Genomic DNA, 23,068 nt, shown 5'->3' on the forward strand with positions numbered 1-23,068 from the left:
ATTATCATACTAAAAACAATGATATTTCCGGAACATAGGTAACCAGCAACAGCACCGCTATCATCACCAGCAGATACACCCAGATAGACCTGGCAAGACCGCCAATACTGACATTGGCAATACCACTGGCTACAAACAGATTCACCCCCACCGGTGGCGTAATAAATCCGATTGCCAGGTTCATGACCATCATCACCCCAAAATGCACCGGGTCTACGCCTACCGCTATGACCAATGGGAGTAAAATCGGCGTAAGAATAACGATGGCTGCCAGAGCTTCCATGAAAATACCGATCCAGAGCAGGAAGATATTAATCATGATCAGAATGACAATCTTGTTTGAGGTCAGAGCCAGAATAGACTCGGCTATAAACTCGGGGATCTGCTCAATGGTCATAATATTGCCAAAGATGGTTGCCATCGCCATCAACAATATGATGATGGATGAAATACCGGCGGCATCCTGAGCCGAGGTCCAGAGTTTATCTAAGGTCAGCTCCTTATGAATACAGATACCCACAAACAGACCATACAAGGCGGCAACCGCAGCGGCTTCCGTTGGCGTCATGATGCCGCCATAGATACCGCCCAGCACGATCACGGGTACCATCAAGGCCCACTTGGCTTGCCAGGCCGCACTCATGAAGGTTTTTAGCGAACGCTCCCGCACTTCACCATACCAGCCATTTTTCCTGGAGATCAGGTAGGCAACGACCATCAGGGCCACGCCCATAATCAGACCGGGTATGATACCGGCAATAAACAGCTTGCCGATGGAGACCTGAGCCGACACCCCGTAGACCACAAAGGGATTGCTGGGCGGAATAATCACCCCAATCGCCCCGGCGCAAGCCACCACGGTGGCAGAGAAATATTTATCATATCCCCTGGCTATCATGGCCGGTATGGTAATGGAGCCGATGGCCGCCACCGTCGCCGGGCCAGAACCGCTGATCGAAGCGAAGAAGATACAGGTCATGATACTGGCCAGTGCCATACCGCCGGGCAAGGCACCCACCAGTTCATCACCCAGTGCCAGCAGCCGCCTGGACAAGCCTCCGGCCCCCATGAATACTCCGGCCGCAATAAAGAAAGGAATGGCCATGATGGGGAAGGAGTCGATCGAAGAAAAGGCAATCTGAGCCAGATAATCCACCGGCAGGGTGCCGGCCCCCAGCACAGTGGTCAGCCCGGCCAGCCCCAGGGCAAAAGCAATAGGTACGCCCAAAACAAGAAAAAAAGTAAAGTAACCGAACAACAGCAGAGGTGCATTCCAGTCTTCAGACAGCAACACAGGCAAAAACAGCAATACCGACAACGCCATGCCCAGCACAACATCTGGCAGTATCATCTTTCTGCTCTGTTGCCACAGTGTCTGCAAGGTACGCACCGACATCAGTCCAAAGCCGATAGGAAGAATCAGATAAGGAATGTAATAACCTATCTGCAAAGCGGGTGTTATTTGTGGCATAGCCAACTGCATTTTTACATAATCAAGACCCATGTAAGAAAAAAGAAACACCAGTACCAAGGTACAACAGTCGATCATTACCCAGACAACACTCTGCCAGCGCTGTGAAAGCCTGTTGTGTAACACATCAACCCTGATTCCGCTTCTTGTGAGAATCGATATAGATACAGCAAGATATGAAATCCAGATAAAAACATATCTTGCCAACTCTTCGGTCCAGACGCCCCACCCTACGGCCCCCTTGATGTTATCACGCAGTACTTCTGTATCCAGCCAGCTACCGAAAAACCGCTCAAAACCCGGAGTAGCAATCAGTTCCAGAAGAGTGGATATACCGTATCTGAAAAACGTCTGATAATTGATGATTAGAATCATCATAATCAAACCAACGAAAAGAAAAGGTTTTTCTAGGTTATTTAGAATATTAAAAAATGAATATTTTCGCTCACGAACATCCTGTATTTCACTTTGCTTTAGCATTTCCATAAAGCAGCTCCGGCACTACACCTTCAGCAATCAATAAGGTGGGAATATCACTCCCACCCGTTATTCGGCAACCGGTCGATTAATCGTTTTCCGATACCGCTACGCATTGATAGATAATTTTACTGTTGGGTATCCTGTACCATTTCGATAAGGTCCTTCGGCAAATTGGCTGCAAATTCCTCAAATACCGGTCGGGTCAGCTCACGAAATCTGGCATTTTCTTCCGCCGTTGTTTGATGAATAGTAATGCCAGCCTCTAACATTCCCTGTCGGGCTTTATCTTCGTTTGCAGGATAAGCTTCTGTCCGCTGATAAGTAACCGCTTCCTGAGCTGCTTCTTCAATGACTTCCCTGGCTTCGACAGGAAGTGAATCCCACCATTTCTTATTGGCCATTGCCACCTGCATGCCATAGTTATGGGCCGAGGTCACCGCATATTCTAGGTTTTCATGGTGCTTGGCACCAAACATGTGAGGAAAAGTATTTCCTTCAGCATCTATGGTGCCCTGCTGAAGCGCGGTATAAACCTCTCCCCAGGCAATAGGAGCCGGATTCGCGCCCAACGCCTTGGCCACCGCCACTTCTACCGGTGAATCGGTGGTTCTCATTTTTAACCCGGATAGTGAATCTGGACCGGTTAACGGTTTACTGGTCGAAACAAAATTGCGATAGCCATATTCTGCGTACATGATGGGCTGCAAACCAATTTCATTCGACGCCTGCTCGAAGTAGGTGTTCAGCAGACCACCCTTGTCCAAAGACTTGTAAAGCTTATCCTGGTGTTCAGGGCTAGTAATATATGGCAAGTCAAAGACCTGGAAAAGGCGAGAAAAGCCTGCCAGATTCGGAGTCGAGCTAACGCCTATCTCCAGCGTCCCTCTCTGCGCCCCTTCTATCAGCACGCGATCACTGCCAAGAATGGCCCCCGGAAATACCTGAACCCTTATCCGGCTATCCGATTTTTCTTTAACCAGATCGGCAAACTTTTCATAGGCCTGAGTAATGTGATTACCCGGCGGAGCCGTGTGCGCCAGCTTCATCTTGATCTTGGGGCCTGTGTATTCAGCCATGACGACCGGACTGACCGACATGGCCAATACCACTGACGACAGGATAAATGGAGCAATTTTCATAGGTAACCTCATCCTTGACTTGATAAAAACTTACAATAAGTTAACAAGTGAGACTATATTGACCATCACATAGTTATGTCAACATCAAAATAAATCAAAACGATACATTTTGTATCGAAAAAACACCTATATTTAGTTGGTGATTTATTGACAGAAAGGCTGGTAGCTGTCAGATAAACCGAAACATTTGGAGCCATTTATGAGCGATCGTGTAGTGGGTCGGTATCAAGGTAAAACTTTTGGAGAGTTCGACTATATCGTGGTGGGCGCAGGCTCGGCAGGATGTGTGCTGGCCAACAGGCTCACCGAAGATCCGGAAATCAGGGTATTGCTGCTGGAAGCGGGGGGACGAGACTGGAATCCCTGGATCCACATTCCCGTCGGTTACTTCAAGACCATGCATAATCCCGCAACCGACTGGTGCTATATCACCGATCCGGACCTGGGGCTCAACGGCCGGCAACTGCAATGGTCCAGAGGCAAGGTGCTGGGTGGTTCCAGCTCACTCAACGGCTTGTTGTATATCCGCGGTCAACATCAGGATTACGATGACTGGGCCGCCTTGGGCAATGATGGCTGGAGCTACAAGGAAGTCCTGCCCTACTTCAAGAAGTCCGAATGCCAGTCACGAGGGCCCGACGCCTATCACGGGATCGATGGCCCGCTGAAGGTTTCCGATCTGCGCCTGCGCAGGGAAATCGCCGAGCGCTTTGTCGACGCCGCCCAGCAAATCGGCATCCCGGCCAACCCCGACGTCAATGGTGCAACACAGGAAGGCGTGAGCTACTTCCAGCAAACCGCCTACAAGGGTCTGCGCTGCAGCAGCGCCAAGGCATTTCTGCGACCGGCATTGAAACGCTCCAACCTGACGCTGCTGACCCACGCCCATACCCGCCGCATCCTGCTGGAAGGCAAACAGGCCACCGGTATCGAATTCGAACACAAGGGCAAGCGCCTGCTGGCCCGGGCAACACGGGAAGTGGTGCTCAGCGCCGGCGCCATCGGCTCGCCGCAAATACTGCAGTGTTCGGGGATTGGTGAACCGAAACACCTGACATCGGTGGGAGTGGAATGTCTGCACCCGTTGCCAGGGGTGGGCGAAAACCTGCAGGACCACCTGCAAATACGCCTGGTATTCAAGACCAGTTGCAAGACCCTCAACGACGAGGTCAACAACCCGGTGAAGAAACTGGGTGTCAGCTGCGCCCGCATAGCCGGGGCAGCATCAGGATCCGCAGCGCCGATCCACATGAATACCCCTCGATTCAGGCCAATTATCTCTCGGAAGAGGAAGATCTGCGGGTGGCGGTGGATGCGGTCAAGGTGGCCCGGCGTATCGCCGAAGCCGATGCGCTCAAGCCGGTGATCATCGATGAATATGTACCTGGCCGCCAGTATCAGACAGACGAGCAATTGCTGGGTGCCGCCCGTCGCTTCAGTCAGACCATTTATCACCCAACCAGTACCTGCAAGATGGGCAATGACGACATGGCGGTGGTCGACTGCAGACTGAGGGTTCATGGCATCAAGGGACTGCGGGTCGCCGATGCCTCCATCATGCCATTGATCGTCTCCGGTAATACTAATGCCCCATCGATCATGATCGGCGAAAAGTGCGCCGACATGATCAAACAGGATCAAACTCATGGTTAAATAACAAGATATCGACCATAAACATCACTTACCTGGCTTATGACACCGCCCTGAACTTTTTCAGCCGCAGGGCGTTGCCGACCACAAAGACGCTGGACATGGCCATGGCACCGGCGGCCAGCATGGGCGACAACAGGATGCCGAACCACGGATACAGGGCGCCGGCCGCCAACGGGATAAGACAGATGTTGTAGGCGAAGGCCCAGAACAGGTTCTGGCGGATATTACGCAGGGTGGCGTGGCTGATGGCCAGGGCGTTGGGCACGGCACGCAGATCGCCGCTCATCAACACCACCTCGGCCGCCTCGATGGCGATATCGGTACCGGTACCTATGGCCAGCCCCACATCCGCCTCGGCCAGCGCCGGGGCGTCGTTGATGCCATCACCGACGAAGGCCACGGGGCCATGCTGTTCGCGCAAGCGCTTTAAGGCCGCCACCTTTCCATCCGGCATCACCTCGGCTTCCACCTCGTCGATCCACAGCCGGCGGGCGATGGCGCTGGCAGTATGGCGGTTGTCGCCGGTGATCATGGCCACCTTCAGCCCCAGCTCGTGCAAGGCCTCGATTGCCGCCGGAGTGCCTTCCTTGATGGGATCGGCGACGGCGATAATAGCCGCCAGTTTGCCGTCGATGGCCGCATAAAGCGGGCTTTTTCCTTCCAGGGCCAGCTGCTCCGCCGTCTCGGCCAGGGCATCCAGTTCATGGCCCAGCTGTTTCATATAGCGATCGGCGCCCACTTCTATCTTTCGGCCATCGAGAGTGGCGCTGACACCGAGCCCCGGGTAAGCCTTGACGTTATGCGGTTCAAACAGGCTCAGCGTTCGCTCCGTCGCGGCGGCCACTATGGCCTCGGCAATGGGGTGCTCCGAGTGTTGCTCTACCGACGCCACCAGCGCCAGCACCTCGTTTTCATCGAACCCCGCCACCACCTGTAAATCGGTCAGTTCCGGCCGCCCTCTGGTGAGAGTGCCGGTCTTGTCCAGCGCTATCACCCCGGCATTACGCAGGGTCTGCAGGGCCTGTCCCTTGCGAAACAGCACCCCCAGCTCGGCGGCCCGGCCGGTGCCCACCATGATGGAGGTGGGTGTCGCCAGCCCCATGGCGCAGGGACAGGCGATGATCAGCACCGCCACGCCGTTGATAAGTGCGAAGCTCAGTGCCGGGCTGGGTCCCAGCCACAGCCAGACCACAAAGGTCAGCGCCGCCACCGCCATCACCACCGGCACGAACACCGCCGTGACCTTGTCTACCAGCGCCTGAATGGGTAACTTGGCACCCTGGGCCTGTTCCACCATCTGAATAATCCTGGCCAGCAGGGTATCGCCCCCCACCCTGGTGACCTCGAAGCTCAGGGCGCCATTCTTGTTGACGGTGCCGCCGACCACCTCGTGACCCGCGCTCTTTTCTACCGGTACCGGCTCGCCGGTGAGCATGGACTCGTCCACCCAGGAGCTGCCATCCTGTACCCTGCCGTCTACCGGTATCCGTTCGCCGGGGCGCACCAGCACCAGATCGCCGACCCGTACCTGCGCCAGCGGTAATTCCCGCGTGTCGCCGTTACGCTTCACTCGCGCCGTGGTCACCTGCAGGCTCAGCAACCGTCGAATCGCCTCGCCGGTGCGGCCCTTGGCCCTGGCTTCCAGATAGCGACCGAGCAGGATCAGGGTGACGATGACCGCCGCCGCCTCAAAGTACACCTGGCGTGTCCCTTCCGGCAGCATAAAGCCGGCAAAGGTCGCCACCACCGAAAAGCCCCAGGCCGAGAGGCTGCCCAGTGCCACCAGCGAGTTCATGTCCGGCGCCGCCCGCAACAGGGCCGGTAGCCCGAGTCGGAGAAAACGCAGGCCGGGGCCAAACAACACCAGGGTGGTGAGCACAAACTGAATGCCCCAGTTCAGTGGCTGCCCCAGGGTCGCCATAACCCAGTGATGCATGCCCGGCACGAAGTGCGCCCCCATTTCCAGCACAAACACCGGGGCCGTCAGCCCCGCCGACCACCACAGGGAGCGCTTGAGATCCTGCTGCTCCCGTTCCCGACGGGCGTTGTCGTCATCCCGTTCGGCAGACAGAGGCGCCGCCTCATAGCCGGCCTTGGCCACCGCGGACGTCAGCTGTTGCTCGTCCAGATTGCCGGCCAGCGCCTCTACATGTGCGGTTTCCGCCGCCAGATTGACGCTGGCGGACAAGACGCCGGGCAGCTTGAGCAACGCCTTTTCCACCCGCCCGACACAGGAGGCGCAGCTCATGCCGATGATCGACAGCTCAAACTGCTCGGTGCGGGTCTGGTAACCGGCTTTCACTACCCCCTCGGTCAACACGCTGAGCGGTGTATCGGCCGCCAGGCTCACCTCGGCCTTTTCATTGGCCAGGTTCACCGTCGCCTCGAGTACGCCCGGTGACTTGAGCAGCGCCTGCTCCACCCGCCGTACGCAGGAAGCACAGGTCATGCCCGTGATCGGCAGCTGCACGCTGAGGACCGGCGCTTTTCCGGCTGTATCGGTGGCCGTAGTGGTAAATGACGTCATGGTGTTATCCCCGTGATGAATATGTCATGTTCACCTTAAGGCTTCCCATTATGGGAAGGTCAAGCACACAAATACTATTTTTTGGTCACTCCCCCGGTGGGTGCCAATTCTGATGAGGACAACTGCTCCAGAATGGCACAGGCCGATCCCTCGTCACCCGGACAGGCGGCAATCATCCGTTGCAGCATGGCCTGCATTGCGGCCAGCTCACGCATCTTGTGCTCCACTTCCTGCAGGTGTTGTTGTGCCACCTGTTTAACCGCCCGACTGGGCCGCTGCGGGTCCTGCCACAGGCTCAGCAGCGCCTCTATCTGACGAATGGAAAATCCCAGCAATCGGGCCTGACGAATGAACCTGAGCTGCTCTATATTGTGCTCGTCATACTGCCGATAGCCGGCGGCGGTGCGCTCCGCCGGCTGCAGCAGCTTTATCTGTTCGTAATGGCGGATCATCTTGGCCGAGACCCCGGCCCTGGTTGCGGCTTCGCCTATGTTCATCTCGGCCTCCAATAACCATGAAAAACGGTATCCATTATGACGTTGCAGCCGACTTCCCTGCCTTGCGGCAACAATGGCACTCGACCGCGATGGCGTCGATATGCCCCTTTGCTTCCTCGTAATACCACTTCTGATCCCGTGCCTTCCAGATCTCCCGTTTACCGCAGTTCCGGCAGATAAAGGGCTGGTCGATATAGTCATCCGGCAAGGCGCCGTAGATATTGATATGGGAAAGCCGGTCATGATCCGCGGGCACCGCAGAGGGATGTTGTCGTTGCTGTAATGGATGCAATTGCTGCACCCGCTCGGCTTCTCGTCGTTGCTTGGCGCTGGGGTTACGCCTCTTGTCCGGGGTTCTGCTCATGATGGAGCTCCCGTCAAAGCCCGGGGCCGGCCCGGGCCATCGCTGTTTACGCCGGCGGGTAGCCGACTTCGGTCAGGGCATCGGCCAACTGTTCGTGGGTGCAGCTGCTTTCTACCTTGATGATATGATTCAACAGATCGAACTCCAGCTCACAGGCCGGATCCAGCTCTATCAGCATCTGGTTAATCACGCCAACACAGTGGCCGCAGGTCATGTCGGGCAGGGTAAAACTGATCATAGTGCTTTCCTCATTGGGCATTATCGTGATGCCCAGTATCAACCTTACCACCATGGTAAGGTCAACTGTTTTTTGGCTCATGCTATATTGGTGCTCCCGCCCCATGGAAAGGCCCCGGCATGCATCGTCTGTTTTCTCTTACCACCCGCCTGAGCCTGCTGTTCAGCGCTACCATGCTTGCCATCTGGCTCCTGGTTGGCGTCTTGTTGCTGCAGGCGCTGGATCAGCACTTTGCCCACCAGGATCAGGAAGAGCTGCAGGGCAAGTTGATATTGACCCGCAGCCTGCTGAACAGCCAGCAACATACTGCGAGTCCGGACTGGTCGATGCTGAAACAGCGGCTTGATGATGCACTCTCCGGACATGGCCATCTCTATATTACGCTGCAGGATCCCCGAGGCCAATTACTGGCCGAGGCCGGCATCCGGCACCCGCAACCCGAAAAACAGACATCGCCACCACCGCAAGCCGACATACCGCTGGCAGAAAACTGGACCGAACAAGGCACCCACTATCGCAGCCGGACAGAACGGGTACGGCTGGCCCCATCCTGGCCGGATGCGCCCGAGTCCGTGGTGATCCGCGCCACCCTGGACACCAGCTACCACCAGCATTTTATCGATGGCATCCGCCGGGCCCTGATCGGATTTACCCTGGGCATTGCCCTGCTCTCGATAGTGCTGGGCTGGATCGCCTCGCGAATAGGCCTGGCGCCCTTGCGTACCCTGGCCTCGGTATCCTCCCGGGTCAGCGCCGCCAGGCTCAACCACCGGTTGCCCCTGGCCGATGCCCCGACCGAGTTGCATGTGCCGATAAAGGCATTCAATGCCATGCTGGACCGACTGGAAGACTCGTTTCAGCGGCTGTCGGCATTTTCCTCGGATATCGCCCACGAACTGCGCACCCCGGTCAACAGCCTGATGATGCACACTCAGGTGGCGCTGGCGCATGAACGCGATGCTGCTGAATACAAGGAAGCGCTGTACGCCAATCTGGAGGCGGCAGAACGGCTGGCAAGAATGATCGGTGAAATGCTGTTTCTGGCCCAGTCGGAACAGGGGAAACTGCCCATGCAGCCAATACCCCTGGAGCTGGCCGATGAACTGGACGAATTACTGGAGTTTTTCGAGCCGCTGGCCAGCGAGCAGCAGCTACATTTTCGTCGGCAGGGCAACGCCTGCCTGCTGGGTGACAGATCCATGCTGCAACGGGCGTTCAGCAATCTGTTGACCAATGCCATTCGCTATACACCGGCGCTGGGAGAAATCCGCATTTCTGTGTTGAAAGACAGCCAGGGCATCACCGTCGAGGTCGCCAACCCCGGCCCCGTCATCCCGCCCGAGCAATGGCCCCGGCTGTTCGATCGTTTCTACCGTGCCGACAGCGCCCGCCAGTCGGTGACCGAAGGCACCGGCCTTGGCCTGGCCATCGCCAGGGCAATAATAACCGCTCACAACGGCACCCTGTCGGTGCACTCCGATGAACGGGAAACCTGTTTCACGGCCCACTTTCCCGGCGATGGCCCCTTCACGACGGCGGGCTAGCCACGGCCGTTTATAGCAACCCCATCAAGAGTCTGAGCGGATTTTGGGACTGAGGGCCAGAAGCAACACAGCCGCCTCCCTCGACGCGCCGGGATGTGACACTCATTGTTTCAACCTGCTGCGAACACTCACTGGATGTTCGGCCAGATTGAAGCCCGTCGTCACGGCAGGACAAGCTTGCCCCACCGGGCACCTGCATATCCAGACATTCAGGCATGCATTGTCGGGATTTTAATAATGAAAATAATGATATATTTTCAATAAGTCATGAATTACATTCATAATTTTAAGTGCTAAAGACCGGAGTTAAGTTATGTTGGAGCGGTTTCACCTTGAAGTGCTGGCAGCAATAAAAGAGCAGGGAACCTTAACCCAGGCTGCTGAATCGTTAAATTTATCCCAGTCTGCATTGAGTCACAGCATCAAAAAACTAGAAGGCCAGATCAAAACACCGGTTTGGCAAAAAGAAGGCAGAACCTTGCGCCTTACCAATGCTGGTGAACAAATCTTGACTCTTGCCAATCGGGTATTGCCGCAATTCAAACACACTGAACATCTATTGCGCCAGATAGCGACAGGCGAAATGGGTTCACTTCGCATCGGCATGGAATGCCACCCTTGCTATCAATGGCTGTTGAAAGTGATTGAACCTTATCTTGAAAAATGGCCAAACGTTGACATTGACGTGAAGCAGGAATTTCAGTTCGGTGGTCTGGGTGCCTTGCATAGCTACGAGATAGATATCCTCGTCACGCCTGATCCCTTGTATAAACCCAAGGTGACGTTTATACCGGTATTTGACTATGAACATAGACTCGTCGTTTCGACATCTCACCGTCTTGCCATGGAAAACTCGATCATGCCTGAACAGTTAAGTGATGAAGTGTTATTTAGCTACCCGGTAGAGCCTGAACGGCTGGATATTTACAGTCAGTTTTTAAACCCCTCAAAATACACGGTCAAAAAACACAAGACAATCGAAACTACGGAAATAATGTTACAAATGGTGGCGGCTGGCAGAGGCGTCTGTGCATTGCCTGGTTGGTTAGCGGATGAATTCGCCAAAAAAATGGCCATTAAGAGCCTCCGGTTCGGTAAACATGGGATTAGAAAACAAATCTTTTTAGGGGTGCGAAAAGGCGAGGAGCAGATTAATTACCTGAGTGATTTCATTACTCAGGCTCAGAGTGTCAGGTAGTTACTCAGTCTTGCCTTTAAACTCACACTGTTCTTCACTAACACAGCCGCCGGTCCTGTCAGGTGGCGTTGTTTCCTATATCGGTGAACTCTCTGTCTCACCCATGATCCGATCACCTGACGAACGGACTCGGAAGTAAACAGATGGGTAAAGCACGGCACAACATCAGCCACTGGCGGCCGTACAACCGGGCCTTGGTCAATCGCGGTTCACTGAGCTTCCGGATGGATGAAGAGGCTATCCGGCAATGGTGCTGCCATTTTCAGCTGATAGACGTACCCTGCCCCACCGGGGTACAGCCGCATCTGCAAGTGCGCCCAAACTGCGAACCTGGCATACCGCTTGACCGAGCGTGCGCTGGCTTACAATAAATCATGAATTTTATTCACGCATTAATGAAATTAAATCATTATTTTTCATACATCTGCCCCTGTATAACATATCTACGCTTAGCTCTAGACATCTGGACTTCTAGGTAACATTGCAGTTGATTGTTAACCAGACAAGTACCAGAAAATACTGTGCAGCTTGTTGATTGAAAAATCAGCAAGACCAGAAAGAGCAAGGAATAAATTCAGATTTTATCTCGGATAATTGGATGCCAGATCACCATGAGTAACGACTTTACATTCGCTATAACCAGCATTGGCTTCGATGAAAATTATCAGCCCTCAGACAATACGCGTATTACGACCAACTTTGCTAATTTGGCCAGAGGAGAGAGCCGCCAAGAGAACTTGCGCAACGCCTTAAAGATGATTGACAATCGGTTCAATGCCTTGGCGCATTGGGATAACCCCGAAGGAAGTCGTTATTCCGTCGAGCTTGAAATCATTTCCGTTGAGATGGACATTGATAATAAAGGCAATGGCCACACCTTTCCTACGATTGAAATATTGAAGACGAACATTGTTGATCACAAAACCAACACACGCATTGAAGGCATTGTAGGGAATAATTTCTCCTCTTATGTGCGAGATTATGATTTCAGCGTATTGCTGTTGAATCATAACAAGGGGCAACCCAAATTTAGTATCCCAGATGATTTTGGCGATCTGCATGGAAAACTATTCAAATGTTTTGTAAATTCAGACACCTACAAGCAAAATTTTATTAAACATCCTGTTATATGCCTCAGCATTTCGGATAAGGTGACCTATCATCAGACTGGAAATCAGCACCCCGTATTAGGTGTCGAATATCAGCCACATGAATCATCCTTAACTGAAAAATATTTCAAAAAAATGGGATTGGAAGTTCGCTACTTCATGCCACCAAATAGCGTTGCGCCTCTGGCTTTTTATTTCTTTGGTGATTTACTTAATGATTATAATAATCTTGAGCTTATCAGCACCATCAGCACGATGGAAACTTTTCAAAAAATTTACCGACCTGAGATTCATAATGCCAATGCTGTGGCAGGAAAATGCTACAAACCTAACCTGAAGAATCCGGATCATTCATTAACTCGAATTGTTTATGATCGAGAAGAACGTAGCAAGTTAGCAGTTAAACAGGGAAAAGTGGCTGAGGAAAACTTCATCAAACCATACCAATCTATCCTTGAACAATGGTCTGCTAGCTACGCTTCCTGATTTAGGGCCTTATAATTAACAAGAATACAGAACGGTGTTTATTATGAAAAGATTATTACCTACTTCAACTGCGGGCAGTTTACCCAAACCTTCTTGGCTTGCACAACCTGAGACACTTTGGTCACCTTGGAAATTGCAAGAGGATGAATTGATTGAGGGAAAACACGATGCTTTACGTGTGTCGTTGCAAGAACAGCAACAAGCAGGCATTGATATTGTCAGTGATGGCGAGCAAACGCGCCAACACTTTGTGACTACGTTTATTGAGCACCTTAGCGGTGTTGATTTTGAAAAACGTAAGACCGTTAAAATTCGTGATCGCTATGATGCGAGTGTACCGACAGTCGTTGGTGCTGTAAGTCGCCAAAAGCCGGTTTTTGTTGAAGATGCCAGGTTTTTGCGTCAGCAAACCAAGCAACCCATTAAATGGGCCCTGCCAGGTCCCATGACTATGATAGATACGCTTTATGATGACCATTATCACAGTCGCGAAAAGCTAGCTTGGGAGTTCGCCAAAATACTCAATCAAGAAGCTAAAGAGTTAGAGGCAGCTGGTGTTGATATTATCCAGTTTGATGAACCTGCATTTAATGTGTTTTTTGATGAGGTCAATGATTGGGGGATTGCTGCTTTAGAAAGAGCAATTGAGGGCCTTAAATGTGAAACTGCCGTACATATTTGCTATGGATACGGTATCAAAGCCAATACGGATTGGAAAAAGACGCTGGGGTCCGAGTGGAGACAGTATGAAGAGGTTTTTCCCAAACTGCAAAAGTCTAATATCGATATTATCTCATTAGAATGTCATAACTCTCATGTCCCGATCGAGCTGCTTGAACTCATACGAGGTAAAAAGGTGATGGTAGGGGCCATTGATGTGGCAACCAATCGCATTGAGACGCCAGAAGAAGTCGCCAATACTCTACGAAAAGTGCTTGAGTTTGTAGATGCCGACAAGCTTTATCCTTGCACCAACTGTGGCATGGCGCCCCTATCTCGTGAAGTAGCAAGAGGCAAGCTAAATGCCCTAAGTGCAGGAGCAGAAATCCTCCGAAGAGAACTCTCGGCCCAGGGCGTTGTTTTCTGAGTCAGTGAACAATCTGTCTCAGCTCATAGCCAGGCACTTAAGCATTAAAATGTTCATAAATGTCACCTTAGCCATTGCTCTTACTGGATTTAATCTGTTGTGATGGCTGGGTTTCATCGTAAATCAAGTGGAAAATAGTCATCGGCTTCATTGGGATTTGTTGTTTTATTTGGCGACTGACATCAGATCACAACTGAAGCCTTTTTTATATCTATTTCATGAACTTACCGTTAGCACTGGGCGATGAGCCGGACGAGTTGCTGGGGTGTTTCGAGCCGGTGAACGCGGCAGCGGGATAGTGGCAACCGCTTACTCTATGCCATTTTGTCGCTGTTGTTCGCGAATATAGGCGATGATATCGCCGACTTGGTCCCGGCTGATACCAGGCACCGGCGGCATGTCGCCAAAGCGCCAGTGATGGGCCCGTACTCCGTTGACGGCGGCGCGATAAAAGGCCTCGTCACCATGATGGGATGGCTCATACACCTGGTGAATAAACGGCGGCCCCTGGCGACTACCTTTGAGGTCTGCGCCATGACAACCGGCGCAGTTATCAAGGTAAGCCAGCTTGCCACGCCGTATTTGCTCGGCTCCGGCGGACGAGTCACCCGGCAAAAAGTGGCTGCCGACCATCGCGAGAGCTGCCAGTCCCACAACTCCTGTACCCCATAACCACCGGCGGTTAACCCTTGATGTTTTGTTCACGGCGTTGCTTGTCCTCTTGTTTGACTGGCTGAAAAGTTTGACTGGCTGAAAAAATGGCATGAGCAGCCGCCCATGCCATCCCTCTTACATCACCTGTACGCGGCCTTTCATACCCGCTTCCATATGGCCGGGGATCAGGCAGGCAAAATCGACGGTACCGGCCTGATCAAAGGTCCAGATCAAGCCGCCTTTCTGGCCCGGTTTCAGGCTGATCATATTGGGCTCGGCGTGCTTCATGTCCGGCATCTGGCGCATCATCTCGGCATGTGCCTGCAACGACTCAAGGTTGCCAATCACCAGTTCATGGGTCGCCTTGCCCGAGTTTTTAATGAAAAAGCGCACGGTTTCACCGGTGTTAACCTCTATCTGTGCCGGTGAAAACCGCATGTTATCGCTCATCACCACTTCGATGGTACGACTGACCTCGGCAGAAGTGCCGGGTCGACCGATGCCGTGCATATCCTGCTGCATGGTCGTCATATCGTGCCCCTGATGGCCACCGTGTTCACCCGCGGCCATCGCCAGGCCGGGCAACAGAGACAAGATTAAAACGGACAGTGTTTTTTTCATGTTTTTCTTCCTTGGTGTGAGTTTTATCGTGTAATGACAGATTAAAACCAGAACCTGACCCCGGCGACCCAATGGGTTTCCTGGGTCGCGTCACCTTCTCCTCGTACCTGATCGGCACTGTTGCCCAATGCCGCCGCCCATTCCCAGCCCACATAGGGCGCAAACTGGCGGCTGAATTCATAACGCAAACGAGCACCGGCCACCAGTTCGGCCAGACCTCGCCCCTGGCCGCGTTCGGCGTCGTCCTTGCCATAGGCGGTCAGTTCCGCCCTGGGTTCCAATACCAATCGCTGGGTCAGCAAGAGTTCATATTCCCCCTCCACCGCCAGCGCCGTTTGCCCGTCGTCGCCCAGATAGACGGCGGCATCCAGCTCGAACCAGTAAGGAGCCAGCCCCGCGAGACCCAAGGCCAACCACCCCTGATCCGGACCGTGCCCCGTGTCGTAACGCACACCCAGCTCACTATTCCAGAAGGTCGTCAGGGCATGGCTCCATAACAGTTCGGTGCTGGCTTCTTGCAGTCGGCCTTGTTCTATATCACCTTCCGCCTTCAGCACGGCTCTGTCGTAGTCATAGCCAAACCAGGCGCGGGTATCGTAGATCAGTGCATGGCCTTCCCCCTTGTCGACCCGTTCCAGCCGGTCGACCAGCACACCGTAAAAGGCATGTTCATCGGCCAGCCGCAGCTGCCGTGGGCCGGGCAAGGCATAGGGCCCTTCTTCCAGGGTAAAGCCTCCGGAATAGGCATGGGGATCCCGGGCATCGGCGGGTGCCGAACCTCCCTGCATCTGCATGCGGCCATGGTCTTTACCCTGCATCTGGCCGTGACCCATGCCCTGAGCCAGCGCTACCCCGGCCGGCAGCACCGACAGGATCAGCAGCATACCGTTCAATCCGGATTTCATGGTCGTTCTCCCTCTGTTGGTCCGGCTCATGACACCATCACCTCGCGGAACATGCCCGCATCCATATGAAACATAAGGTGACAGTGCCAGGCCCAGCGGCCCAGAGCGTCGGCGGTCACCAGAAAGCTGACTCGTTGGGCCGGTTGTACCTGTATGGTGTGGCGCCGTACCAGAAACTCCCCATCCGGACCTTCCAGCTCGCTCCACATGCCGTGCAGATGCATGGGGTGGGTCATCATGGTGTCGTTGTGCAGAATAATCCGCACCCGCTCGCCGAAGTTCAGGTGAACCGGGGTGGAGCTGCCGAACTCGACCCCGTCGAAGGACCAGGTATAACGCTCCATGTTACCGGTAAGGTGCAGCTCTATTTCCCGCTCCGGTGGTCGTGGATCCATGGGGCCGCCCGGCGTGCGCAAATCGGCGAGAGTCAGCACCCGACGGCCGTTGTTGCGCAGTCCGACACCGGGGTCGTCCAGATTGGTACGCGGCGTATCCACCCGCATGTCCACACTGGGGCCATATTCGCCACGGGCATGGCGCACCTCGCTACCGGCCCTGGCCAGACCGCCGGCCATGGCGCCCATTTCCATACCGCCATGATCCATGCCGGCCATGGCGCCCATCCCCATACCGCCATGGTCCATGCCGGTCATACCACCCATGGCGTCCATTTCCATACCGCCATGGTCCATGCCACCCATGGCGCCCATTTCCATACCGACATGGTCCATGCCGGCCATGTTGCCCATCATGTCTGCCATGGTCAGGTTCTGGGGTGAGTCCAGCTCGGGAACGGCGGCACTCAGCCCCTCCCGCGTGGTCAGGGTGCCACTGGCATAGCCTGTTCTGTCCATCGCCTGGGCAAACAGGGTATAGGCCTCGGCCTGGGGCTCAATCAGCACATCGTAGGTCTCGCCGGGGCCGAAGCGAAACTCATCCACGATCACCGGCACTACATTGAGGCCGTCGGCCTGTACCACCGTCATCTTGAGCCCGGGAATGCGTACATCATAAAAAGAGTTGCCGGCACCGTTGATAAAACGCAGCCGCACCCGCTCGCCCTGCTTGAACAAGGCCGTCCAGTTGCCGACGGGAGTCGTACCGTTCATCAGGTAGGTGAGGGTCTGGGATGACAAGTCCGCCAGATCACTCGGGCTCATGCGCATTTCATTCCACATCTGTCGCTTGCTCAGCGCCGTCTTCAGGCCATCGCTGGATACATCACGGAAAAAGTCGAATACGGTGGGCTGATTGAAGTTGTAGAAATCGCCCTGATTCTTGAGCTTGCCGAACACCCGCATCGGGTTTTCGTCGGTCCAGTCGGAGAGCAACACCAGATGCTCGCGGTCGGCCTGAATGAGCTCGTCCTCGGCCGGATCGATGATCAGGCCACCGTACATGCCGGTCAGCTCCTGCATGCCCGAGTGGGAGTGATACCAGTAGGTGCCGCTCTGCTCCAGCCGGTATTTGTAGGTAAAGGTTTCGCCGGGGGCAATACCGGGGAAACTGATGCCCGGCACCCCGTCCATCTGGTAGGGCAAAATGATGCCGTGCCAGTGAATGGAGGTCGGCTCCTTCAGCCGGTTAGTCACACGAATGGTGACTTCATCCCCTTCACGCATGCGCAAGGTGGGCCCGGGAATGGAGCCATTGATGGTGGTGGCCATCCGGTTCTTGCCGGTGAAGTTGACCGGCGTTTCATCGATCACCAGATCGAACTCGGTACCGGTCAGCACGGGAACGTCGCCGGTCAGGGTACCCGGACTGGCGGCCCGAGCCGGCCTTAACATGGGCGCCATGCCCAGCACCACACCGCCGGCGGCCAGACCCTGCACAAACCTGCGCCGGGGCAGACTGGGGCTGCTCTTCGCCTCTTTCATCAAATGCTCTCCCTTTCCTGACTGTTCGCTCATACGAAATAATGATGATAAGGAGAGAATAGAGAGGCATCGCTGTCTGCAAGATGACGGCAACATTACAAATTTGTCATCTTGCCGTCATCTGACTGGCAGCCGCCACGTGCCATGTATACATGTATAAAAGGCGCTCGGTCACGATAAGGGCTGTCTATTGGTCACGAATCGGCCTCTTTGTTTTATGTGCAAACATGGGGCAGCAAACAATGCCGTTCTCCTGCTCTGGATTTGTGACCAGGTGTCAGAGATAAGGGTTGTAGCAAGGTGTCCCGGGCCGTCATCATGCCCTTAACAGACAATGCAAAGAGATACTGCCATGAAAATTCTGATCATCGAAGATGAGCGAAAAACCGGAGATTATCTGCAAAAAGGGCTGAACGAGGCGGGTTTTGTGGTGGATCTTACCCGCAGTGGTCTGGACGGTCTGCACCTGGCCGCAAGCGAGCCTTACGATTTGATCATTCTCGATGTGATGCTGCCGGATCTGGACGGCTGGCGTGTCGTGGAATCACTGCGCAACCAGGGTCGACAGATGCCCTTGTTGTTTCTGACCGCTCGCGACAGCGTGGAAGACAGGGTGCGCGGGCTGGAATTGGGGGCCGATGATTATCTGGTCAAGCCCTTCGCCTTTTCCGAGCTGCTGGCCCGGGTACGCACCCTGCTGCGCCGGAGCACACCGGTGGCGCAGAGCGATCGGCTGCAGGTCGCCGACCTGACCCTGGACATAGTACGGCGTCGGGCCCTGCGTGGTGGGGAGCGCATCAGCCTGACCAACAAGGAATTCGCCCTGCTCGAGCTGCTGGTGCGCCGCCGGGGCGAGGTGCTGCCACGATCTCTGATTGCCTCTCTGGTGTGGGACATGAATTTCGACAGCGATACCAATGTGATCGACGTGGCCATTCGCCGCTTGCGCGCCAAGATCGATGACGGCTTCGAACCCAAACTCATCTGCACGGTACGCGGCATGGGCTACACCCTGGATACGCCTGAATAGAGCCATAAAAAAGGCGGGCACAGGGCCCGCCAAAATTTGATGACTACGACGTATTACTATCAGATCAGTTCTGCCAGCACTTGCTCCAGCAGATCCAGACCTTCACCAACTACCTCCAGCGGCGAGGTCAGGGCTGGCAAGAAGCGGATGACGTTGCCTCGTACCCCACAAGACAACAGGATCACTCCCTTCTCTATGCCCTTGGCCACCACAGCCTTGGTCAGCTCGGCATTGGGCTGATCCACATCCCCATTGTGAACCAGCTCCATCGCCACCATGGCGCCCAGGTTGCGTACCTGGCCGATATGGTGAGGATACTTCGCCTGCAGCGCGCTCAGGCGTTTATTCATCAGCTCACCGATAGCCAGTGCCTTGTCGCACAGCTGTTCTTCCTCGATGATGTTCAGCACCTCCAGACCCGCGGCGCAGGCCAGCGGGAAGGCCGCATAGGTGCCGCCCAGACCGCCCGGGTTGGCGGCGTCCATGATGTCTGCCTTGCCTACCACGGCAGACAGCGGGAAACCGCCGGCAATGCCCTTGGCCATGGTCATCAGATCCGGCTCTATGCCTGCGTATTCGGTAGCAAACAGCTTGCCGGTACGGGCGAAACCAGTTTGAATTTCGTCACAGATCAGCACGATGCCATGCTGATCACAGATAGCGCGCAGCTGCTGCAGGAAGGCCGGCGGGGCCTGATAAAAACCGCCCTCGCCCTGCACCGGCTCTATGATCAGCGCGGCCACACGGCCCGGCTCGATGTCGCAGTGGAACAGCTCGTCGAGCGCCTTCAGCGACTGCTCGGCAGTCACACCGTGATACTCGTTCGGGTAAGGCAGGTGATAGATTTCACTCGGGAAAGGACCGAAGCCCGCCTTGTAGGGAGCGACCTTGCCGGTCAGACCCATGGTCATGTTGGTACGACCGTGAAAACCGCCGTTGAAGGCGATAACGCCGCTGCGCTTGGTGTGGGCGCGGGCAATCTTGACCGCGTTTTCTACCGCTTCGGCACCGGTGGTGACGAAGATGGCTTTCTTGGGCGTCTCGCCCGGTGCCAGCTCGACCAGCTTTTCGGCCAGTTCCACCGCACTCTCGTAGGGCGTGACCATGACGCAGGTGTGGCTGAAACGGCTCAGCTGATCGGCCACCGCGGCCTGAATTCGCGGATGGCTGTGGCCGGTGTTGACCACGGCGATGCCGGCGGCGAAGTCGATGAAACGACGGCCTTCCACATCCCAGATTTCGTTGTTCTTGGCATGATCGACATAAACGGCGGCCATATTACCCATGCCGCGGGCGAAGACGGCATCTTTGCGTTGTTGCAGTTGCTGATTCTTGCTCATTGTATTGTCTCCTGAAGTCCTTGCTTAGCGGATGCCGCCCATGCACAGGTATTTGGTTTCCATGTAATCTTCCAGCCCCTGGGAAGAACCTTCCCGTCCCAGACCGGATTCCTTGACGCCACCGAAGGGGGCAATTTCGTTGGAGAGAATGCCCTCGTTGATACCTATCATGCCGTATTCCAGCGACTCGGCCACTTTCCAGATGCGGCTGTGGCTCTCGGTGAAGAAATAGGCCGCCAGACCGTAGGGCGTGTCGTTGGCAATGGCGATGGCTTCGGCGTCATCCTTGAAGCGAATGACCGGTGCTACCGGGCCGAAAATTTCCTGACGGGCAATGTCCATCTGCTGGGTCACGCCGGTCAGAATGGTCGGCGCAAAGAACAAGTCGCCGGCCTCATGGCGCTGGCCACCGGTCACCAGACTGGCGCCCTCGGACTGAGCCTTGTCGACCATGCCGGCAATCTTGTCTATCGCCGCCTTGTTGATCACGGGACCGAGGGTCGTGGCGTCGTTCAGGCCGTTGCCGACCACCAGCTGTTCTACCGCTTCTTTGAAGCGGGCAACAAAGGCATCGTGAATGCCGTCCTGCACCAGAATACGGTTGGCACAGACACAGGTCTGGCCGGCGTTGCGGAACTTGGAGATCACGGCACCGGCCACGGCGGCGTCCAGATCCGCATCGTCGAACACGATGAAGGGCGCGTTGCCGCCCAGCTCCAGGCTGAGTTTCTTCACGGTGTCGGCGCTCTGGCCGTAGAGCAGCTTGCCGACCCGGGTAGAGCCGGTGAACGACAGCTTGCGTACCCGGCTGTCGTCGGTCAGCGTCTTGCCTACCGCAGCGGCCTGGCTGGAGGTGATCATGTTGATCACGCCTGCGGGAATACCGGCCTGCTCGGCCAGCGCCATCAGCGCCAGGGCGGAGAAGGGCGTTTCTTCCGACGGCTTGACCACCACGGTACAGCCGGCGGCCAGCGCCGGAGCTATCTTGCGGGTGATCATGGCATTCGGGAAGTTCCAGGGAGTAATGGCCGCCACCACGCCGATGGGCTGCTGAATGCTCAGCGCACGTTTGTCGGCGGTCGGCGCGGCAAAGACCTTGCCGTAGGCACGCTTGCCTTCTTCGGCATACCACTCGATATAAGAGGCGCCGTACATCACCTCACCCCGGGTCTCGAACAGCGGCTTGCCCTGTTCCAGGGTCATCAGCAGCGCCAGGTCTTCCTTGTGCTCCATGATGAGATCAAACCAGCAGCGCAGCAGACGAGCCCGCTCCTTGGGCGCGACGTCCCGCCAGCTCAGCAGGGCGGTACTGGCCGCATCGATGGCGGCGCCGGTTTCGAGGATCCCCATGTCGGGCACCTGGCCCAGCTGTTCGCCGGTGGCCGGGTTATGGACGGCAATGGTGGCGCCGCTGTCGGCCTGACACCAGTGACCATTAATGTAACCGGCATCTTTCACCAGCTTGCTGTTGACTGAATTCATGCTCATAAGAATTGCGCCTCGGTGTTGGTTCCATACAGGCCCTAACCAAGGGCCCATCACCGGCCACTGGACCGGCGCTGCCGTCACAAAACCAGTATAAAAATCCCGGTTATCGTGACCGCCCCTGCGTCGGCATTGGCCATATTTTGATTGCATGGTAGCCTTGCGCTTAAAGTCGCATAAATCATCACGTATCAACATTCACATTGAAGAGTTTCAAACTATGAGCCAGGCAAGCCGCCCCGTGCTAGGGCAAATCGGTGATTATGAAATACGTCTGCTGAAGCTGTTCAAGACGGTGGTGGAATGCGGTGGTTTCTCGGCGGCGGAAACCGAGCTGAATATCAGTAGATCCACCATCAGCGTACACATGGCCAACCTGGAAAACCGGCTCAAGTTGAAGCTGTGCCGACGGGGGCGTTCCGGCTTTGCCCTTACCGATGACGGCGCCGTGATCTACGAGTCCGCCAAGCGACTGTTTTCACGACTGGAAGAATTCCGCTACACGGTCAACGAGCTGCACGAGCAGCTTACCGGCGAGCTGAAAATCGTTTCCAGTGACAACATCTGGCTGGAAGATGACTTTCCCATGGCCGATGTCTTCGCGGAGCTGGGCGGCCAGGCGCCCGACGTCAATGTCAGTGTGGACGTGGCTCACATGGGCGAAATCGAACGGCGGGTACTGAATGAGGATGCGGATATCGGCTTTATTCACTACCACAGAGATCTGGAAGGGCTGGAATACCACCATCTTTACAAGGTGCGCTGCTTCTTGTACTGCAGCGATCGCCACCCGCTGTTTGCCATTGAAGATGACAAGAGCATCGAACAGCAACTGGGAGAGAGCAAGCTTATCCACCCCGGTATCTACACCAACCCCGAGTCCAGCGCCCAACTGGCCGACATGCGCCTGGCGGGGCGAGCCTATCACTACGAGCCGAGGGCCGCGCTGATCCTGTCCGGCCAGTACATCGGCTTTCTGCCCGAGAGCTTCGCCCGCCGCTGGGTAGACGGTGGCCGCATGAAGGCGCTGCTGCCCGAGCAGAAAAATCATGACCTCGGTATTTCCGCCATCACTCGTCTGCATGGTCGCCAGAGCCGATTGAAAGCACTGTTTCTGCAATTGCTGCATGCTCACCTGCAAGCCGCGCCCTGAGCCCGGCTTTCGGGTCGGCTCCGCTGCGTGACTCGCCTCACATAACAGCAATCCAATATGCTGAATTTTCGCATTATGTTGGTGCTTACTACCGCTGTTACTTAAGTTTCCCGTTGTTTGTTTGACCCTGTTCAAACCAAACATGAATGATTATGTATTTATCCCCTTTTGAGGCTGGCGCAGACTGACATCACCCAAAAGGGTAGC

Annotated in this window: 20 protein-coding genes and 1 pseudogene; 9 read left to right on the forward strand and 12 right to left on the reverse strand. The window is 55.3% G+C overall.

Annotated elements, in window-relative coordinates:
- Positions 1–4: 4 nt before the first annotated feature.
- Positions 5–1,957 carry a TRAP transporter large permease gene (locus ACLEIV_RS03605; RefSeq protein WP_410455290.1) on the reverse strand — a complete coding sequence of 651 codons (1,953 nt, stop codon included), beginning with the start codon at positions 1,955–1,957 and terminating at the stop codon, positions 5–7.
- 119 nt (positions 1,958–2,076) lie between these two features.
- On the reverse strand, positions 2,077–3,090 hold the full coding sequence (locus ACLEIV_RS03610) for a TRAP transporter substrate-binding protein (protein WP_410455291.1): 1,014 nt from the start codon (positions 3,088–3,090) through the stop codon (positions 2,077–2,079).
- Positions 3,091–3,289: 199 nt separating this feature from the next.
- Between ACLEIV_RS03610 and ACLEIV_RS03615 the strand changes: the two genes are divergently transcribed.
- Positions 3,290–4,456 (forward strand): GMC family oxidoreductase, encoded by a 1,167-nt coding sequence (locus tag ACLEIV_RS03615; protein WP_410455292.1) that lies wholly within the window; start codon positions 3,290–3,292, stop codon positions 4,454–4,456.
- The gene (locus ACLEIV_RS03620) at positions 4,354–4,743 is read left to right on the forward strand and encodes a GMC oxidoreductase (RefSeq protein ID WP_410455390.1); all 390 of its coding nucleotides are present in this window, start codon (positions 4,354–4,356) and stop codon (positions 4,741–4,743) included. Before ACLEIV_RS03615 ends, ACLEIV_RS03620 begins: the two co-directional genes overlap by 103 nt.
- Positions 4,744–4,780: 37 nt before the next feature.
- Here ACLEIV_RS03620 and ACLEIV_RS03625 read toward each other — a convergent pair whose 3' ends face one another.
- From ACLEIV_RS03625 to ACLEIV_RS03640, 4 genes are all read right to left on the reverse strand, one after another.
- Positions 4,781–7,270 carry a heavy metal translocating P-type ATPase gene (locus tag ACLEIV_RS03625; RefSeq protein WP_410455293.1) on the reverse strand — a complete coding sequence of 830 codons (2,490 nt, stop codon included), beginning with the start codon at positions 7,268–7,270 and terminating at the stop codon, positions 4,781–4,783.
- Between the two features lie 74 nt (positions 7,271–7,344).
- Positions 7,345–7,767 (reverse strand): Cu(I)-responsive transcriptional regulator, encoded by a 423-nt coding sequence (gene cueR / locus ACLEIV_RS03630; RefSeq protein ID WP_410455294.1) that lies wholly within the window; start codon positions 7,765–7,767, stop codon positions 7,345–7,347.
- A 34-nt stretch (positions 7,768–7,801) separates the two neighbouring features.
- A complete protein-coding gene (locus tag ACLEIV_RS03635; protein ID WP_410455295.1) occupies positions 7,802–8,131 on the reverse strand; it encodes a zinc-ribbon domain containing protein in 330 nt (109 codons plus the stop codon).
- A gap of 46 nt (positions 8,132–8,177) precedes the next feature.
- Positions 8,178–8,369, reverse strand: coding sequence for a heavy-metal-associated domain-containing protein (locus ACLEIV_RS03640; protein ID WP_410455296.1), 192 nt, complete (start codon positions 8,367–8,369; stop codon positions 8,178–8,180).
- Between the two features lie 119 nt (positions 8,370–8,488).
- Between ACLEIV_RS03640 and ACLEIV_RS03645 the strand changes: the two genes are divergently transcribed.
- From ACLEIV_RS03645 to ACLEIV_RS03665, 5 genes and pseudogenes are all read left to right on the forward strand, one after another.
- The gene (locus ACLEIV_RS03645) at positions 8,489–9,913 is read left to right on the forward strand and encodes a heavy metal sensor histidine kinase (protein WP_410455297.1); all 1,425 of its coding nucleotides are present in this window, start codon (positions 8,489–8,491) and stop codon (positions 9,911–9,913) included.
- A 313-nt stretch (positions 9,914–10,226) separates the two neighbouring features.
- A complete protein-coding gene (locus ACLEIV_RS03650) occupies positions 10,227–11,111 on the forward strand; it encodes a LysR family transcriptional regulator (protein WP_410455298.1) in 885 nt (294 codons plus the stop codon).
- A gap of 143 nt (positions 11,112–11,254) precedes the next feature.
- Positions 11,255–11,368 (forward strand): annotated as a pseudogene (locus tag ACLEIV_RS03655) (IS5/IS1182 family transposase); the annotation flags it as partial.
- Between the two features lie 354 nt (positions 11,369–11,722).
- A complete protein-coding gene (locus ACLEIV_RS03660; RefSeq protein WP_410455299.1) occupies positions 11,723–12,706 on the forward strand; it encodes a DUF1852 domain-containing protein in 984 nt (327 codons plus the stop codon).
- Between the two features lie 43 nt (positions 12,707–12,749).
- Entirely contained in the window at positions 12,750–13,793 is a 1,044-nt protein-coding gene (locus ACLEIV_RS03665) for a methionine synthase (RefSeq protein ID WP_410455300.1), read from the forward strand.
- A 309-nt stretch (positions 13,794–14,102) separates the two neighbouring features.
- Here ACLEIV_RS03665 and ACLEIV_RS03670 read toward each other — a convergent pair whose 3' ends face one another.
- From ACLEIV_RS03670 to ACLEIV_RS03685, 4 genes are all read right to left on the reverse strand, one after another.
- Entirely contained in the window at positions 14,103–14,447 is a 345-nt protein-coding gene (locus ACLEIV_RS03670; protein WP_410455301.1) for a c-type cytochrome, read from the reverse strand.
- Positions 14,448–14,582: 135 nt separating this feature from the next.
- Complete coding sequence (locus ACLEIV_RS03675) at positions 14,583–15,068, reverse strand: cupredoxin domain-containing protein (protein ID WP_410455302.1); 486 nt, start codon at positions 15,066–15,068, stop codon at positions 14,583–14,585.
- Positions 15,069–15,109: 41 nt separating this feature from the next.
- Positions 15,110–15,973 (reverse strand): copper resistance protein B, encoded by an 864-nt coding sequence (locus ACLEIV_RS03680; RefSeq protein ID WP_410455303.1) that lies wholly within the window; start codon positions 15,971–15,973, stop codon positions 15,110–15,112.
- Positions 15,974–15,999: 26 nt separating this feature from the next.
- On the reverse strand, positions 16,000–17,853 hold the full coding sequence (locus ACLEIV_RS03685) for a copper resistance system multicopper oxidase (protein WP_410455304.1): 1,854 nt from the start codon (positions 17,851–17,853) through the stop codon (positions 16,000–16,002).
- A 352-nt stretch (positions 17,854–18,205) separates the two neighbouring features.
- Between ACLEIV_RS03685 and ACLEIV_RS03690 the strand changes: the two genes are divergently transcribed.
- On the forward strand, positions 18,206–18,883 hold the full coding sequence (locus ACLEIV_RS03690) for a heavy metal response regulator transcription factor (protein ID WP_410455305.1): 678 nt from the start codon (positions 18,206–18,208) through the stop codon (positions 18,881–18,883).
- A gap of 59 nt (positions 18,884–18,942) precedes the next feature.
- On the opposite strand, the gene gabT is transcribed toward ACLEIV_RS03690, so the two are convergent.
- Both gabT and ACLEIV_RS03700 read right to left on the reverse strand, forming a co-directional pair.
- Entirely contained in the window at positions 18,943–20,223 is a 1,281-nt protein-coding gene (gabT, locus tag ACLEIV_RS03695; protein ID WP_410455306.1) for a 4-aminobutyrate--2-oxoglutarate transaminase, read from the reverse strand.
- Between the two features lie 24 nt (positions 20,224–20,247).
- Positions 20,248–21,711, reverse strand: coding sequence for an NAD-dependent succinate-semialdehyde dehydrogenase (locus ACLEIV_RS03700; protein WP_410455307.1), 1,464 nt, complete (start codon positions 21,709–21,711; stop codon positions 20,248–20,250).
- Positions 21,712–21,928: 217 nt separating this feature from the next.
- Between ACLEIV_RS03700 and ACLEIV_RS03705 the strand changes: the two genes are divergently transcribed.
- Entirely contained in the window at positions 21,929–22,861 is a 933-nt protein-coding gene (locus ACLEIV_RS03705; RefSeq protein ID WP_410455308.1) for a LysR family transcriptional regulator, read from the forward strand.
- Positions 22,862–23,068 lie beyond the last annotated feature (207 nt).

Origin of the sequence: Oceanisphaera submarina (assembly GCF_046521305.1) — a bacterium.
GTDB classification, from domain to species: domain Bacteria; phylum Pseudomonadota; class Gammaproteobacteria; order Enterobacterales; family Aeromonadaceae; genus Oceanimonas; species Oceanimonas submarina.